Below are 14,788 nucleotides of genomic sequence, written 5' to 3' on the forward strand. Positions count from 1 at the left end.
CTCCCAGAATATTCTTCGCTGCTATTGCCTCTAGCCATCGTCATGTTCGACAGTTCCGGCATGACTTCCGTGGACACCGCAGCCGTACACGCCGGGCGCGCCGACCTCGCCGGGCTCGGCGTCCACGTCCCGCCGATCGACCTGTCCACCACCAACCCGCTGCCCTCGGTCGCCGGCGGTGGAGACGACTACGAGACGCTCGCCACCGGCGGCACCCTCCCGGCCGGCGGCAGCGCCGTCTACCAGCGCCTCTGGAACCCCACAGTGGCCCGGTTCGAGACCGCGCTCGCCCAGCTCGAAGGCACCGCCGAAGCCGTCGCGTTCGCCAGCGGCATGGCCGCGCTCACCGCCACCCTGCTCGCCGCCACCCGCGACGGCAAGCGGCACGTCGTCGCCGTCCGTCCCCTCTACGGCGGCACCGACCACGTCCTCGCCACCGGCCTGCTCGGCACCGAGGTCACCTGGGCCACCACCGCCGACGTGGCCGCCGCGATCCGCCCCGACACCGCAGTGGTCGTGGTCGAGACGCCGGCGAACCCCAGCCTCGACCTGGTCGACATCGCCGCGCTCGCCGACGCCGCCGGTGACGTCCCGCTGCTCGTCGACAACACCGTCGCCACCCCGGTGCTCCAGCAGCCCGCCCGCCACGGCGCTGCGCTCGTGCTGCACAGCGCCACCAAGAGCATCGGCGGCCACGGCGACGTCCTCGCCGGCGTCGTCGCCTGCGGACCCGAGTGGGCCGCCCGGCTGCGCCAGGTCCGTGCCGTCACCGGCGCCGTCCTGCACCCGCTCGGCGCGTACCTGCTGCACCGCGGCATCCAGACCCTCCCGCTGCGCGTCCGCGCCCAGCAGGCCGGCGCGGAGAAGCTCGCCGCCTGGCTCGCCGGGCACCCCGCCGTCGAGCGCGTCCACCACCCGTCGCTGCACGACCCGGCCGGGCTGGTCGGCCGCCAGATGTCCGGCACCGGCAGCCTGCTCGCCTTCGAGGTCCGCGGCGGCGCGCCCGCCGCGGCCGAGGTCGCCGGCGCGTGCGAGCTGATCACCCACGCCGTGTCGCTCGGCGGCGTCGACACGCTGATCCAGCACCCGGCCTCGCTCACCCACCGGCCGGTCGAGGGCGACGCGAAGCCCTGCGGCGGGCTGCTGCGCGTCTCGGTGGGCCTGGAGGACCCGGAGGACCTGCGGGCGGACCTCGCGCGGGCACTGTCGCGGATCTGACGTCGCCCGGCCGCTGTCCCGCGCGCCGTGGCCGGGTCACGACTTCGGGCCCACGTGCCGGTCGAGGGCGGCGACCGCCTCCCGGCGGGCCACCGACAGGGAGTTGCGGCGGTTCATTCGCCAGGCGATGCCGAGCCGGTCGAGCGCCTGCTGACAGAGGCCCATGATGTCGGCGGACTCGTTGGCGAACATGTAGCGCGGATAGACGTAACGCTTGCCGCGCACGACCACCTGATTGGCGAAACGGCAGCCGTCGGAGTGGAACAGGCCGCGCAGGAAGTCGCCCGCCTGGGCCTCGACAATGGGTCGCTGCCAGTCGGTCAGAACGATCGGGCCCTCGTGCTTCTTGCCGGGCCCGTGCTGCGGTAGTAGGCACGGCCAGTGCTTCCCGTAACTCTGCACGCTGACGCAGCCCGGTTTCTGGACCCGCTGCACCTTCTCGGCCAGCACCGCCCGCATGGCGTCGTCGCACGCCTCGATCAGGCCCGGCCAGCAGTCGCTGCAGGCGATCCGGAGCACCGGCACCCGGGCCTTGGTCACGAGGTGCCCGTCGCCGAGGTAGAGGCCGAGGAGATAGGCGTAGGCCGCCGGGTCTGTCGGGACCTGCATGTCGTCACGACAGCGGAAGCACCGCAGTGCGGTGCCCTGCTGCTTCGGCACCGGCCGATCCTTGCACCAGTGGCGGACCGTCGGATAGGAGAGCCCCACGGCCCGCGCCACCTCAGCGACGGTCGCGCCGTCGAGGTAGAGACGTCGCGCCCGGGCGCGCAATTCGGGTGGATGCACAGCCCCATGTTCGAACGCCTGTATGACATTCTGGTGCCCTCGGTGGGATTCGAACCCACACTGTATGGAGTTTGAATCCATTGCCTGCTGCCAGTTGGGCTACGAGGGCGTTCCGTGATTCGGCCTCGACAGCCTACCCGCTAGGCTGAAGGCGGCGACACCCGGCAGGGCGGGTGTCGGGCTCGAACCGGTGGGAGTGGCTCGTGGGCGAGATGCAGGCGGACGCCGAGCGCAAGCGCGTTCTGATCGCCGAGGACGAGGCGCTCATCCGGCTGGACCTGGCCGAGATGCTTGTCGAAGAGGGCTACGAGGTGGTCGGCGAGGCCGGTGACGGCGAGACCGCCGTCAAGCTCGCCGAGGAGCTCAAGCCGGATCTGGTCATCCTCGACATCAAGATGCCGATCATGGACGGGCTGGCCGCCGCCGAGCGGATCGCCGGCGCGCGCATCGCCCCGGTGATCATCCTGACCGCGTTCAGCCAGCGCGACCTGGTGGAGCGGGCGCGGGCGGCGGGCGCGATGGCGTACCTGGTCAAGCCGTTCCAGAAGAGCGACCTGGTGCCGGCGGTGGAGATCGCGCTGTCCCGCTACTCGGAGATCGCCGCGCTGGAGTCGGAGGTCGCCGGCCTCACCGACCGGCTGGAGATCCGCAAGACCGTCGAGCGCGCCAAGGGCGCGCTGATGACCACGTACGGGATGACCGAGCCGCAGGCGTTCAAGTGGATCCAGCGCACCGCGATGGACCACCGGATGACCATGAAGGAGGTCGCCGAGCGGATCCTCGCCGAGACCGCCGGCGGCGAGGTGGAGCAGCCCACGCCCTGACCTGCCCGGGAGGCGTCCGATCGATAGGATCGGATGCATGTCTCCCGCGCGTGCCCGGCCGGCCCTCGTCGCCGCTGCCGCCGCGCTGCTCCTGGCGGCCTGCCACACCACGCCGCGACAGCTGCCCGAGCCCGCGCCGGTACGCCCGCAGTGGCAGCCCGTCGAGCTGGCCCTTCCCGCCGGCGCCACCGGACGGCCGGTGCTGCGCGACGCCGCGCGGTGCGCGGGCCGGTGGTACGTGGTGGGCGGGCTGGTCGATCCGGCGGGGGAGACCCGGCCGGCGGCGTGGTCCTCATCGGACGGCGTGACCTGGTCGCCGATTCCGGTGCGCGCGCAGACGTTCTACGGCCGCCAGCACGTGCTCTACGCGGTGGCGTGCCGCGACGACGGGATGGCGGCGCTGGGCGCGAAGACCGGTGGCGTGCACGGCAATCCGCGTACCGGAACGTGGGTGTGGGGTCCGGGTGGGCCGTTGCGGGAGGTGCCGGCGGCGTTCGAGTTGTTCGGCGGTCCGCGCGCGGTGAGCGCGTCGCGGCTGGCGGCGGGTCCGGGCGGCTGGCTGGTGGCAGGGGCGCGCGCGGACGGCGCGGCGGTGTGGTCGTCGCCGGACGCCGAGGGGTTCGTCCTGCGCGAGGGCGTCGCGGAGCTGGCCGGCGACGGCCGGGGCCGGACGGCGGCGTACGACGTGGCGGCGGTGGGGTCGGGCTGGCTGGTGGTGGGGTCGTTGCTGCCGCCCGGCGGGACGGCCCGGACGCCGCTTTCGTGGTTCTCGGCCGACGGCCGGGTGTGGCGGCGGGTGGCCCTGCCGGTGCCGGCGGGGGCGGCCGGGGCTGCCGAGCGGGTGGTGTCGGCCGACGGCGGGCCGGTGGCGGTCGGCCCGGTGGGTGACCGCTTCGCGGTGTGGCGCGGGTGCGACGACTGCGGCTCGCCGTCGGCCGGTTCGGCGGGTGCGAATCAGGGGTGGCGGCGGGTAGGCGGGTTCGGCTCGGCGGGCCCGGGGGTGTCGTCGGTGGACGCGTTCGTGGCGTCCGGTGGGCGGCTCGTCGCGGTGACCGGGGACGGGGGTCAGCGACGGCTCTGGATGTCGCGTGACGGCGGCGCGTCGTGGCTTCCGGTGATCACGCCGGTGCAGGTGCCGGACGGGGGCGACGCGGCGCTGGCGGTGGCGGTCCGCGACGACCGGCTGCTCGTGGTCGCCGATGACGGGAAGACGTCCCTTGCCTGGTGGGGGGCGTTGCCGACCGTCGATCGGTAGCGGGTGGGGAGGGCATGGCTCATTACCGAGGAATAGTCGGCGAAAGCCTTTGCCCGCCTTCGGTTCTTACGCCGATGGGCTTGAATCCGCCACGGCGTGTAACGGTTCGGTCAACCCCGCTTTCCAGGTCTTACGCCACCGCTCACGGTGGGATAACGTCCCGCCCCAGACCGGCGACGACGGTCTTGGTTCGTCCACCCCGCAAGGGCCAATCAGCGGCGGGTGGTTCGGATCATGGACGGAGGAGGGTTCGGGCCTTGAGGCAGAAGCTCGCACGCGTGATCGGCGGGGTCGCCATGCTGGCGCTCGTCGCCGGTGGCACCGCTTGTTCCAGCGGCAGCGACGATGAGGGTTCCGGGGGCAGCGCCTGCGGGAGCAAGATCGCTTTCTTCGGCGCGCTGACCGGTAGCTCGGCCGCGCTGGGCATCAACGAGAAGAACGGCGTCAAGCTGGCCGTCGACAAGTACAACAAGGAGAACCCGGACTGCAAGGTCGAGCTCGCCGAGCTCGACTCGCAGGGCAGCCCGGACCAGGCGCCGGGTCTGGCCCAGAAGGCGATCGACGACACCAAGATCCTGGGTGTCGTGGGTCCGGCCTACTCGGGCGAGTCCGAGGCCGCCGGCCCGCTGTTCAACGAGGCCGGTCTGGTCACCATCACCCCCTCCGCGACCCGTCCCAGCCTCGCCGAGCAGGGTTGGAAGACCTTCTTCCGCGCGGTCGGCAACGACCTGAGCCAGGGCCCCGCCGCCGGTAACTACATCAAGAACGTGATGAAGGCCGACCGGGTCTACGTCATCGACGACCAGTCCGCGTACGGCGCCGGCCTGGCCGACGAGGTCAAGAAGGTCCTCGGCGCCTCGGTCGTGGGCAGCGACAAGGTCCAGGGCGAGGGCAAGCAGACCGAGTTCTCGGGTGTGGTCACCAAGGTCAAGGCCGCCAACGTGAAGGCGGTCTTCTACGGCGGCTACTACCAGGAGGCCGGCCTGATCCGTAAGCAGCTCACCGCTGCCGGGGTCACCGCTCCGCTGGTCGCCGGTGACGGCGTGAACGACGGCGCGTACATCACCTCCGCCGGTGCCGCCGCCGCCGAGGGCACCATCCTCACCTGCCCCTGCGCTCCGTCCACCGAGGCCCGCGGCACCTTCGCCGCCGACTTCAAGGCGCTCAACGGCACCGACCCGGGCACCTACAGCGACACCGCCTACGACGCGGCGAACATCCTGCTGGCGGGCATCAAGGCCGGCAAGAGCAGCCGTGCCGACCTGCTGGAGTTCGTGAAGGGCTACAGCGGCGAGGGCGTTGCCGCCAGCTACAAGTTCGTCGAGGGCGGCGAGCTCGACCCGGCGCAGGTCAAGGTCTGGGCGTTCAAGGTGCAGGGCGGCAAGGTCGTCCCGGACCAGGAGATCCCCAAGTCCTGATCGTTCGATCGCTGGACTGGCGATTGAGTAGTGATCGCGGGTGCGGCCGGGAGCTGGCTCCCGGCCGCACCCTCTTTTTCTCTTGAGCGACGGAGCGTCCCTCCCTTGGACTTCGACGGATTGTTCTCCAACTTCGGGGAACTCACCACGACCGGCTTGACGCAGGGCGCCATCTACGCCCTGGTCGCGCTCGGCTACACGCTTGTGTACGGCGTGCTCAGGCTCATCAACTTCGCCCACTCCGAGGTCTTCATCGCCGGCGCGTTCGCCGCGATCTGGACCTGGAACGGCTTCGGACTCGACCAGAACTCCCAGGTCAGCGGCATCGGCTCGATCCTGTTCTACCTGCTGGTGGCGATGATCGTGGCGGCCATCGCCTCGGCGGGCACCGCGACGGTGATCGAACGGGTGGCGTACCGGCCGCTGCGCAAGCGCAACGCGCCGCCGCTGGCGTTCCTCATCACCGCCATCGGTGCCTCGATCGCCATCTCGGAGGCGTTCGGCGTCTACACCCGGCGGCGGCCGGAGGGCGCACCGATCCTGGTCAGCTCGGAGCCGCTGTTCCACATCGCCGGGGTGCCGATCGACGCGGTGCAGCTGCTCACCATCGGTTCCGCGCTGGTGATGATGTTCGCGCTGGACCAGTTCATCAACCGCAGCCGTACCGGCCGCGGCATCCGGGCGGTGGCCCAGGACGCCAACACGGCGGCCCTGATGGGCGTCAACAAGGACCGCATCATCCTGATGGTCTTCATCGCCGGTGGCACCATGGCCGGCGTCGCGGGCCTGCTGTACGACGTGCGGATCCAGACGCTCACCTACAGCGTCGGCTTCCTGCTGGGCCTCAAGGCGTTCACCGCGGCGGTGCTCGGCGGTATCGGCAACCTGCGCGGCGCGCTCGTCGGCGGGTTGCTGCTCGGCGTCGTGGAGAACTACGCCGCGGGCCTGTTCGGCAGTCAGTGGAAGGACTTCGCCGCGTTCGCGGTGCTGGTCGTGCTGCTGATGTTCCGGCCGACCGGTCTGCTCGGCGAATCACTGGGGAGGGCACGCGCATGACGACCACCATCGACCCGCCGGAGCGGCGGGAGACGGCGGCGGACAAGCTGCGGCAGGGCCGGCACGCGATCTCGGAGCGCTGGCACCACGCGCCGCGCTGGGTGCGCTGGGTGCTGCTGGTCGCGGTCATCGCGTTCTTCTACGCGCTGCCGAACAAGGAGTTCTACCAGTACCTCGGGCCGATCCCGACCCCGGGAGCGAACTTCACCCAGGTGATGTTCACGGTCTCGATCTACGTGCTGCTGGCGGTCGGGCTCAACATCGTGGTCGGCTTCGCCGGCCTGCTCGACCTGGGCTACTTCGGCTTCTTCGCCGTCGGCGCGTACACGGTGGCGGTGCTGACCTCGCCGAGCAGCGACCTCAAGACGCTGTGGCCGTGGCTGGCGGTGGTGCCGATCGCGATCGGCCTGACCATGGTCTCCGGCGTCATGCTCGGCACGCCGACGCTGCGCCTGCGCGGCGACTACCTGGCGCTGGTGACGCTCGGCTTCGCCGAGATGATCCGGATCGCGGCGGTCAGCTCCGAGTTCCTCAAGGGACAGCGCGGCTTCAACCAGATCCCGCACCCGCCCGGCGAGTACGCCGACGGCCGGCCGTGGTTCGGCGTGCTCGACGCCCGCCCGTACTACTGGCTGGTGCTCACGCTGATCATCCTGGTGGTGATCGGGGTGCGGAACCTGACCCACAGCCGGGTCGGCCGGGCCTGGATCTCGATCCGCGAGGACGAGGACGCCGCCCAGCTGATGGGTGTGCCGACGTTCAAGTTCAAGCTGTGGGCGTTCGCCTCCGGCGCGGCCATCGCCGGCCTGGCCGGTGCGCTGTTCGCCGGCAAGCAGAACTTCGTCAACTCGCAGAACTTCGAGCTGCTCAACTCGATCATCATCCTGGCCGCCGTCATCTTCGGCGGCTCGGGCAACATCGTCGGCGCGATCGTCGGCGGTGGCCTGGTGGCGTACATGATCGAGCGGTTCCGTGGCATCGAGCTGTTCGGCGTGGAGCTGTACGAGTACCGGTTCCTCTTCTTCGGTCTGGTGCTCGTGGTGATGATGATCTTCCGCCCGCAGGGCCTGATCCCGAACCGGCGACGAGCGGCGGAGTTCAAGGACCGCCGCAAGGAGGTGATCGTCGGTGAGTGACACCGAGCAGACCCCGGCCGTTCCGGCCCAGGCGGCGGCCCCCGCCGTCGAGACGGTCGACAAGCGGGAGCCGTTGCTGGAGGTCGACCACGTCACGCTGCGCTTCGGCGGTGTGGTGGCCCTCAACGACGTGGACTTCACCCTCTACAAGGGTGAGATCCTCGGCCTGATCGGCCCGAACGGCGCCGGCAAGACCACCTGCTTCAACGCGATGACCGGCATCTACCAGCCCACCGAGGGGCAGATCCGGTTCCTGGGCCAGAAGATCAGTGGCAAGAAGCGCCACCAGATCACCCGGATGGGCATGGCCCGTACCTTCCAGAACATCCGTCTCTTCCCGGAGATGACCGCGCTGGAGAACGTCCAGGTCGGCGCGGACGCGCACCACAAGACCAGCGTGATCTCCGCCCTGTTGCGCCTGCCGCGGCACTGGAAGGAGGAGCGCGAGGGCCGGGAGAAGGCCGAGCGCCTGCTGGAGTTCGTCGGCATCAGCAACCGGATGCACGAGTTCGCCCGCAACCTGTCCTACGGCGAGCAGCGGCGGTTGGAGATCGCCCGCGCGCTGGCCACCGACCCGAAGCTGCTCTGCCTGGACGAGCCGGCCGCCGGCTTCAACCCGGCGGAGAAGGAGGAGCTGCTCCAGCTCATCCGGCAGATCCGGGATCAGGGCGTGACGGTGCTGCTGATCGAGCACGACATGCGCCTGGTGATGGGCGTGACCGACCGGATCGTGGTCCTGGAGTTCGGAAAGAAGATCGCCGAAGGGCTGCCCGCCGAGGTGCGGGACAACCCGAAGGTGGTCGCGGCGTACCTGGGGGTGCCGGACGATGCTGCTTGAGATCGAGGACGTGAGCCTGCTCTACGGGCGGATCCAGGCGCTGCACGGCATCAGCCTGACCGTGGACGAGGGGGAGATCGTCGCGCTGATCGGCGCGAACGGCGCCGGCAAGTCCACCACCATGCGGGCGATCTCCGGCATCCGGCCGGTCGCCTCCGGCACGATCAGGTTCGCCGGTGAGGACATCACCAAGCTCCGGGCCGACCTGCGGGTGCGGCGCGGCCTGTGCCAGGCGCCCGAGGGCCGGGGCATCTTCCCCGGCATGTCGGTGCTGGAGAACCTCGACATGGGCGCGTACACCCGGCGCGACAAGGCCGGCATCGCGCAGGACCTGGCCCGGGTGCTGGACCTGTTCCCGCGGCTGGCCGAGCGGCGCAAGCAGGCCGGCGGCACGCTCTCCGGCGGCGAGCAGCAGATGCTCGCGGTCGGCCGGGCGCTGATGAGCCGGCCGAAGCTGCTGCTGCTCGACGAGCCGTCGATGGGTCTCGCGCCGATGCTGATCCAGCAGATCTTCACGATCATCACGGAGATCAACCAGCAGGGCACCACGATCCTGCTGGTGGAGCAGAACGCCCAGCAGGCGCTGGCGCGCGCCCACCGGGCGTACGTGCTGGAGACCGGCCGGATCGTCAAGAGCGGCACCGGCGCGGACCTGCTGCACGACCCCTCGGTCAAAGAGGCCTACCTCGGCGTGGCCTGACCGGCCGACCCCTCGCAATAAGGAGTACAGCCATGTTCCACCCCAACCCCGGACGGCGGGCGGCGCTCGGCGTCGCCGGTGCGGCCGTCCTGCTGCTCTCCCTCGCCGCGTGCGGCGAGGAGGAGAGCACCGAGCAGCCCGGTGGCGGCCCCAGCGTCTCGTCGTCTGTCGACGCCGCGCTGGCCGCGAAGGTCCCGGATGCGATCAAGTCGGACGGCAAGATCGTGGTGGGCACCGACTCCACCTACGCCCCGGCGGAGTTCCTGGACACCGACGGTAAGACCGTGATCGGCTTCGACGTCGAACTGTTCACCGCGGTGGCGGCCAAGCTGGGCCTCAAGGCGGAATTCGTCTCGGCGCCCTTCGGCGACATCATCAACGGCGTCAACTCGGGCAAGTACGAGGCGGGCGTCTCGTCGTTCACCATCAACGACGATCGCAAGGCCCAGGCGAACATGGTCAGCTACTTCCAGGTCGGCACGCAGTGGGTGACCAAGAAGGGCAACCCGGCCGGGGTCGCGCTGGACAACGCCTGCGGCAAGAAGATCGCGGTGCAGAAGGACACGGTCCAGGTCGAGGACATCCAGAAGCGCTCCAAGGCGTGCACCGACGCCGGCAAGCCGGCGATCACCGTCGACCAGTTCCCGGGCCAGGACGCCGCCACCGCCGCCGTCGTGTCCGGCAAGGACGACGCGATGCTGGCCGACTACCCGGTCGGCGTGTACGCGGTGACGCAGTCCAACGACGCCCTGGAGCTGCTGGACAAGCAGTACGAGGCGGCGCCGTACGGCTACGTGCTGGCCAAGGAGCAGACGCAGCTGGCCGAGGCGGTGCGTGACGCCACCAAGGCCGTGATCGCCGACGGCTCCTACAAGCAGGTGCTGGACAAGTGGAAGGTGGGAGACGGCGCGATCACGGACCCCGCGATCAACCCGTGACGACATGACCACCGAGGAAGCGACAACCGCACGGGCACGGCCGGAACCGATCAAGGCCGTGCCCGTGCGGCACCCCGGACGATGGGTCGCGGTGGCGGTGCTCTCCGTCCTGGCCGCGATGTTCGTCCACCTGCTGGTGACCAATGAGGCCTTCAACTGGTCCTTCATGGTCGACAAGATGTTCCGGCCGCCGATCATCGAGGGCCTGCTGCGCGGCACCGTGCTGATGACGGTCAGCGCGATGCTGATCGGCGTCACGCTCGGCGTGGTGATCGCGGTGATGCGGCTGTCGGACAACCCGATCCTGCGCGGCGTGGCCTGGCTCTACACCTGGTTCTTCCGGGCCGTGCCCCGGCTGGTGCTGCTGGCCGTCTTCGGCAACATCGGCATCCTGTGGAGCCGGGTCGAGTTCGGGGTGCCGTTCGACACCCAGATCGGCCAGCTGTTCGGCATCGACAACCTGCAGCTACGGCTGTTCGGGTTCTCCTCCCGCGATATCCTCACCGGGTTCATGGCCGGTCTGCTCGGCCTCGCGCTCTCCGAGGCCGCGTACATGGCGGAGATCGTCCGGGCCGGCATCCAGTCGGTCGATCCCGGCCAGACCGAGGCCGCCCAGGCACTCGGCCTGAGCCGCGCCCAGTTGCTGCGCCGGGTGGTGCTGCCGCAGGCGATGCGGGTGATCATCCCGCCGACCGGCAACGAGACCATCGCCATGCTCAAGGACACGTCCCTGTTGCTCTACGTGCCGGTGAGCGTGGAGCTGTTCTTCCAGCTCGACGCGGTCGGTAAACGGACGTTCCAGATCTTCCCGATGTACGTCGCGGCCTGCCTGTGGTACCTGTTCCTGACCAGCATCCTGCTCGTCGGGCAGTACTACCTGGAACGCCACTTCGGCAAGGGCTACGGCGTGACCGGACGGGCCCGGCTGAAGCTGCGCGGGATGACTGCCGAGGCCGGCGGCGGCGCGGGGGTGGTGAAGTGACCGAGCTGATCGTGCCCGCGCAGGCCACCGCGCCGGCCGCCGAGTCCGGGCTGATGGTCCGGGCCGAGCAGGTGCACAAGTCGTTCGGGCCGCTGGAGGTGCTCAAGGGCATCGACCTGGAGGTCCGCTCCGGCGAGGTGTGCTGCCTGCTCGGACCCTCCGGCTCCGGCAAGTCGACGTTCCTGCGCTGCATCAACCACCTGGAGAAGATCGACGCCGGCCGGATCTGGGTGGACGGTGACCTGATCGGCTACCGGGAGCGCGGCGGCAAGCTGTACGAGATGCGGGACAAGGAGGTCGCCGCGCAGCGCCGCGCCATCGGCATGGTGTTCCAGCGGTTCAACCTGTTCCCGCACATGACGGTGCTGCAGAACGTCATGGAGGCCCCGGTGCTGCTGCGCCAGGCCAAGAAGACGGAGGCCCGGGAGCACGCCGCGCAGCTGCTGGACCGGGTGGGACTGGGCGACAAGCTCGGCGCGTACCCCGGTCAGCTCTCCGGCGGCCAGCAGCAGCGGGTGGCGATCGCCCGGGCGCTGGCCATGCGGCCGAAGCTGATGCTGTTCGACGAGCCGACCAGCGCGCTCGACCCGGAGCTGGTGGGCGAGGTGCTGGACACGATGAAGGACCTGGCCCGCGACGGCATGACGATGATCGTGGTGACCCACGAGATCGGCTTCGCCCGGGAGGTGGGCGACCACCTCGTGTTCATGGACGGCGGCGTCGTGGTCGAGCAGGGCGACCCGCGCGAGGTGATCTCGGCGCCCCAGCACGAGCGGACCAAGGCGTTCCTGGCCAAGGTTCTCTGACCTCGGCCTCCGGTGCGGCGCGCGCCGCACCGGAGGCCGGAGTTGTCGGGCGTACGGACTAGAGTCGCAGCCGTGACAGCTACGACGCCGCGCCTGCTCCTCGTCGACGGACATTCCCTGGCATACCGGGCGTTCTTCGCCCTGCCTGTGGAGAACTTCTCCACCACCACGGGGCAGCCGACCAACGCCGTCTACGGCTTCACCTCGATGCTGATCAACGTGCTGCGCGACGAGCAGCCGACCCACATCGTCGTGGCGTTCGACGTCTCCCGCCGCTCCTTCCGCACGGAGAAGTACTCCGAGTACAAAGCCGGCCGCAGCGAGACCCCCACCGACTTCAAGGGCCAGGTCAGCCTGGTCAAGGAGGTCCTCGCCGCGCTGCGCGTGCCGGTGGTCGAGAAGGAGGGCTACGAGGCCGACGACGTCATCGCCACGCTCGCCTGCCAGGCCCGCGACCAGGGCATGGACGTGCTGATCACCACCGGCGACCGGGACGCGTTCCAGCTCGTCGGCGAGCGGGTGACGGTGCTCTACCCGCGCAAGGGCGTCTCCGACCTGGCCCGGATGGACCCGGCCGCGGTCGAGGCGAAGTACGGCGTCACCCCTGATCGCTACCGCGACCTGGCCGCGCTGGTCGGCGAGACCAGCGACAACCTGCCCGGCGTGCCCGGCGTCGGCCCGAAGACCGCGGCCAAGTGGATCAATCTGTACGGCGGCGTCGAGGGCGTGGTGGCCCGGGCCGACGAGATCAAGGGCAAGGCCGGCGACAGCCTGCGCGAGCGGCTCGCCGACGTGATCCGCAACTACGAGATCAACTGCCTGGTCTCCGACCTGGAGCTGCCGGTCCGCCCCGAGGACGCCCGCTGGCAGGGCTGGGACCGCGAAGCGGTGCACCAGGTCTTCGACACGCTCCAGTTCCGCATCCTGCGTGACCGGCTCTACCAATACCTGGAAGCCGTCGAGCCGGAGGCCGAGGCGGGCTTCGATCTGGCCGGCGAGGTGCTCACCGAGCCGGGCGCGCTCGCGGGCTGGCTCGACACGCACGCCCCGGCGGGCGCACCGGTCGGCCTGGCGGTGACGCTCGACACCGGCCCCAACCGCCGGCACACCGCCACGGTTACCGCGATGGCGCTGGCCACCGCCGCCGGGGCGGGCGCCTGGTTCGACTCGAGCCGGCTGGAGGCCGGCGACGAGGCCGCGCTGGCCGGGTGGCTGGCCGACGCGGAGCGCCCGAAGGTGCTGCACGACAGCAAGCCGGTGGTGCTGGCGTTCGCCGCGCACGGCTGGGAGCTGCACGGCATCGCCCGCGACACCCAGATCGCCGCCTACCTGGCCCGCCCCGACCAGCGTTCGTACGACCTGACCGACCTGGCGCTGCGCTACCTGCACCGCGAGCTGCGCGTCGACGCGCCGGAGACCGGTCAGCTCACCCTGGACGGGCTCGGCGATGAGGGCGTGGCCGAGCAGAATCTCATGCTCCAGGCCCGCGCCACGCTCGATCTGGCCGACGCGATCGACGCCGAGCTGTCCCGCGACGGCGAGCAGTCGGCCCGGCTCATGGCCGGCGTGGAGCTGCCGCTGATGCGCGTGCTCGCCAGCATGGAGCGCACCGGCATCGCCGCCGACACCGACTACCTCTCCGAGCTGGAGGCGCACTTCGCCGCCGAGGTGAAGGCCGCCGCCCAGGGCGCGTACGAGGTGGTGGGCCGCGAGTTCAACCTCGGGTCGCCGAAGCAGCTGCAGGAGATCCTCTTCACCGAGCTGGGTCTGCCCAAGACCAAGCGGATCAAGACCGGCTACACCACAGACGCCGACGCGCTGCAGTGGCTGTTCGCGCAGACCGAGCACCCGCTGCTGCACCACCTGCTGCGCCACCGCGACGTGGCGAAGCTCAAGTCGACTGTCGACGGGCTGCTCAAGTCGGTCTCCGACGACGGCCGGATCCACACCACGTTCAACCAGACGGTGGCGGCGACCGGGCGGCTGTCCTCCACCGAGCCGAACCTGCAGAACATCCCGATCCGCACCGAGGAGGGGCGGCGGATCCGCCGCGCGTTCGTCGTCGGCGAGGGCTACGAGTGCCTGCTCACCGCCGACTACAGCCAGATCGAGATGCGGATCATGGCGCACCTGTCCTCGGACGACGCGCTGATCGAGGCGTTCAACTCCGGGCACGACTTCCACGCCGCCACCGCGTCCTCGGTCTTCACCGTCGAGGTCGGCGACGTGACCGCCGACCAGCGCCGCAAGATCAAGGCGATGAACTACGGCCTGGCGTACGGGCTCAGCGCGTTCGGCCTGTCCCAGCAGCTCGGCATCAGCGCCGAGGAGGCGCGCGGGCTGATGGAGAACTACTTCGCCGGGTTCGGCGGCGTCCGCGACTACCTCCAGGAGGTGGTGGCCCGGGCCCGCCAGGACGGCTACACCTCCACCATCCTGGGTCGCCGCCGCTACCTGCCCGACCTGGTCAGCGACAACCGGCAGCGCCGGGAGATGGCCGAGCGGATGGCACTGAACGCCCCGATCCAGGGTTCGGCGGCCGACATCATCAAGGTCGCGATGCTGCACGTCGACAGCGCGCTGCGCGACGCCGGGCTGCGGTCCCGGATGCTGCTGCAGGTGCACGACGAGCTGGTCTTCGAGGTCGCGCCGGGCGAGCGGGAGGCGCTGGAGGCGCTGGTACGCAAGCAGATGGGCGAGGCGTACCCGCTGTCGGTGCCGCTGGAGGTCTCGGTGGGCGAGGGCCGCGACTGGAACAGCGCCGACCACTGACTTCCCCACCCTGCCCTTCCTCCCGGTGGTGATCAAGGAGTTTGTGTCACGCCCGAGCC

At 70.4% G+C, this 14,788-nt stretch carries 13 protein-coding genes and 1 tRNA gene; 12 read left to right on the forward strand and 2 right to left on the reverse strand.

Features of this window, described 5'->3' with window-relative positions; all coding sequences use genetic code 11:
- Positions 1–42 precede the first annotated feature (42 nt).
- The gene (locus tag IRY44_RS16725; protein WP_194801282.1) at positions 43–1,218 is read left to right on the forward strand and encodes a PLP-dependent aspartate aminotransferase family protein; all 1,176 of its coding nucleotides are present in this window, start codon (positions 43–45) and stop codon (positions 1,216–1,218) included.
- A gap of 36 nt (positions 1,219–1,254) precedes the next feature.
- On the opposite strand, the gene IRY44_RS16730 is transcribed toward IRY44_RS16725, so the two are convergent.
- Positions 1,255–2,004, reverse strand: a complete 750-nt coding sequence (locus IRY44_RS16730; protein ID WP_194801283.1) for a helix-turn-helix domain-containing protein — start codon at positions 2,002–2,004, stop codon at positions 1,255–1,257.
- A 31-nt stretch (positions 2,005–2,035) separates the two neighbouring features.
- Positions 2,036–2,113 (reverse strand) — tRNA-Leu (locus IRY44_RS16735).
- Positions 2,114–2,207: 94 nt separating this feature from the next.
- Here IRY44_RS16735 and IRY44_RS16740 point away from each other — a divergent pair.
- The 11 genes from IRY44_RS16740 (at position 2,208) to polA (ending at position 14,729) form a co-directional block, all read left to right on the forward strand.
- Positions 2,208–2,828, forward strand: coding sequence for an ANTAR domain-containing response regulator (locus IRY44_RS16740; protein ID WP_194801284.1), 621 nt, complete (start codon positions 2,208–2,210; stop codon positions 2,826–2,828).
- A 37-nt stretch (positions 2,829–2,865) separates the two neighbouring features.
- On the forward strand, positions 2,866–4,083 hold the full coding sequence (locus IRY44_RS16745) for a hypothetical protein (RefSeq protein ID WP_194801285.1): 1,218 nt from the start codon (positions 2,866–2,868) through the stop codon (positions 4,081–4,083).
- 257 nt (positions 4,084–4,340) lie between these two features.
- Positions 4,341–5,501: a branched-chain amino acid ABC transporter substrate-binding protein gene (locus IRY44_RS16750; RefSeq protein WP_104114971.1), complete on the forward strand. Its 1,161-nt coding sequence runs from the start codon at positions 4,341–4,343 to the stop codon at positions 5,499–5,501.
- Positions 5,502–5,606: 105 nt separating this feature from the next.
- Entirely contained in the window at positions 5,607–6,557 is a 951-nt protein-coding gene (locus tag IRY44_RS16755) for a branched-chain amino acid ABC transporter permease (protein ID WP_091420555.1), read from the forward strand.
- Positions 6,554–7,693, forward strand: coding sequence for a branched-chain amino acid ABC transporter permease (locus IRY44_RS16760; RefSeq protein ID WP_194801286.1), 1,140 nt, complete (start codon positions 6,554–6,556; stop codon positions 7,691–7,693). Before IRY44_RS16755 ends, IRY44_RS16760 begins: the two co-directional genes overlap by 4 nt.
- Positions 7,686–8,531 (forward strand): ABC transporter ATP-binding protein, encoded by an 846-nt coding sequence (locus tag IRY44_RS16765; protein WP_047893879.1) that lies wholly within the window; start codon positions 7,686–7,688, stop codon positions 8,529–8,531. The genes IRY44_RS16760 and IRY44_RS16765 overlap by 8 nt, the downstream gene beginning before the upstream one ends.
- Positions 8,521–9,231, forward strand: a complete 711-nt coding sequence (locus IRY44_RS16770) for an ABC transporter ATP-binding protein (RefSeq protein ID WP_194801287.1) — start codon at positions 8,521–8,523, stop codon at positions 9,229–9,231. Before IRY44_RS16765 ends, IRY44_RS16770 begins: the two co-directional genes overlap by 11 nt.
- A gap of 32 nt (positions 9,232–9,263) precedes the next feature.
- A complete protein-coding gene (locus IRY44_RS16775; protein WP_194801288.1) occupies positions 9,264–10,169 on the forward strand; it encodes an ABC transporter substrate-binding protein in 906 nt (301 codons plus the stop codon).
- A 4-nt stretch (positions 10,170–10,173) separates the two neighbouring features.
- Complete coding sequence (locus tag IRY44_RS16780) at positions 10,174–11,151, forward strand: amino acid ABC transporter permease (protein WP_013287514.1); 978 nt, start codon at positions 10,174–10,176, stop codon at positions 11,149–11,151.
- A 53-nt stretch (positions 11,152–11,204) separates the two neighbouring features.
- Positions 11,205–11,957 (forward strand): amino acid ABC transporter ATP-binding protein, encoded by a 753-nt coding sequence (locus tag IRY44_RS16785; RefSeq protein ID WP_194801306.1) that lies wholly within the window; start codon positions 11,205–11,207, stop codon positions 11,955–11,957.
- Between the two features lie 72 nt (positions 11,958–12,029).
- Positions 12,030–14,729 (forward strand): DNA polymerase I, encoded by a 2,700-nt coding sequence (gene polA, locus IRY44_RS16790; protein WP_194801289.1) that lies wholly within the window; start codon positions 12,030–12,032, stop codon positions 14,727–14,729.
- Positions 14,730–14,788: the final 59 nt, after the last annotated feature.

This window comes from Micromonospora sp. ANENR4, from assembly GCF_015354395.1.
GTDB lineage: Bacteria > Actinomycetota > Actinomycetes > Mycobacteriales > Micromonosporaceae > Micromonospora > Micromonospora aurantiaca.

Excerpts from the sequence above, each read along its gene's own strand:
- IRY44_RS16780 (WP_013287514.1), top strand. The coding sequence starts at position 10,174 with ATGACCACCGAGGAAGCGACAACCGCACGGGCACGGCCGGAACCGATC.
- IRY44_RS16770 (WP_194801287.1), top strand. The coding sequence starts at position 8,521 with ATGCTGCTTGAGATCGAGGACGTGAGCCTGCTCTACGGGCGGATCCAG.
- IRY44_RS16775 (WP_194801288.1), top strand. The coding sequence starts at position 9,264 with ATGTTCCACCCCAACCCCGGACGGCGGGCGGCGCTCGGCGTCGCCGGT.
- IRY44_RS16760 (WP_194801286.1), top strand. The coding sequence starts at position 6,554 with ATGACGACCACCATCGACCCGCCGGAGCGGCGGGAGACGGCGGCGGAC.
- IRY44_RS16785 (WP_194801306.1), top strand. The coding sequence starts at position 11,205 with ATGGTCCGGGCCGAGCAGGTGCACAAGTCGTTCGGGCCGCTGGAGGTG.
- IRY44_RS16725 (WP_194801282.1), top strand. The coding sequence starts at position 43 with ATGTTCGACAGTTCCGGCATGACTTCCGTGGACACCGCAGCCGTACAC.
- IRY44_RS16745 (WP_194801285.1), top strand. The coding sequence starts at position 2,866 with ATGTCTCCCGCGCGTGCCCGGCCGGCCCTCGTCGCCGCTGCCGCCGCG.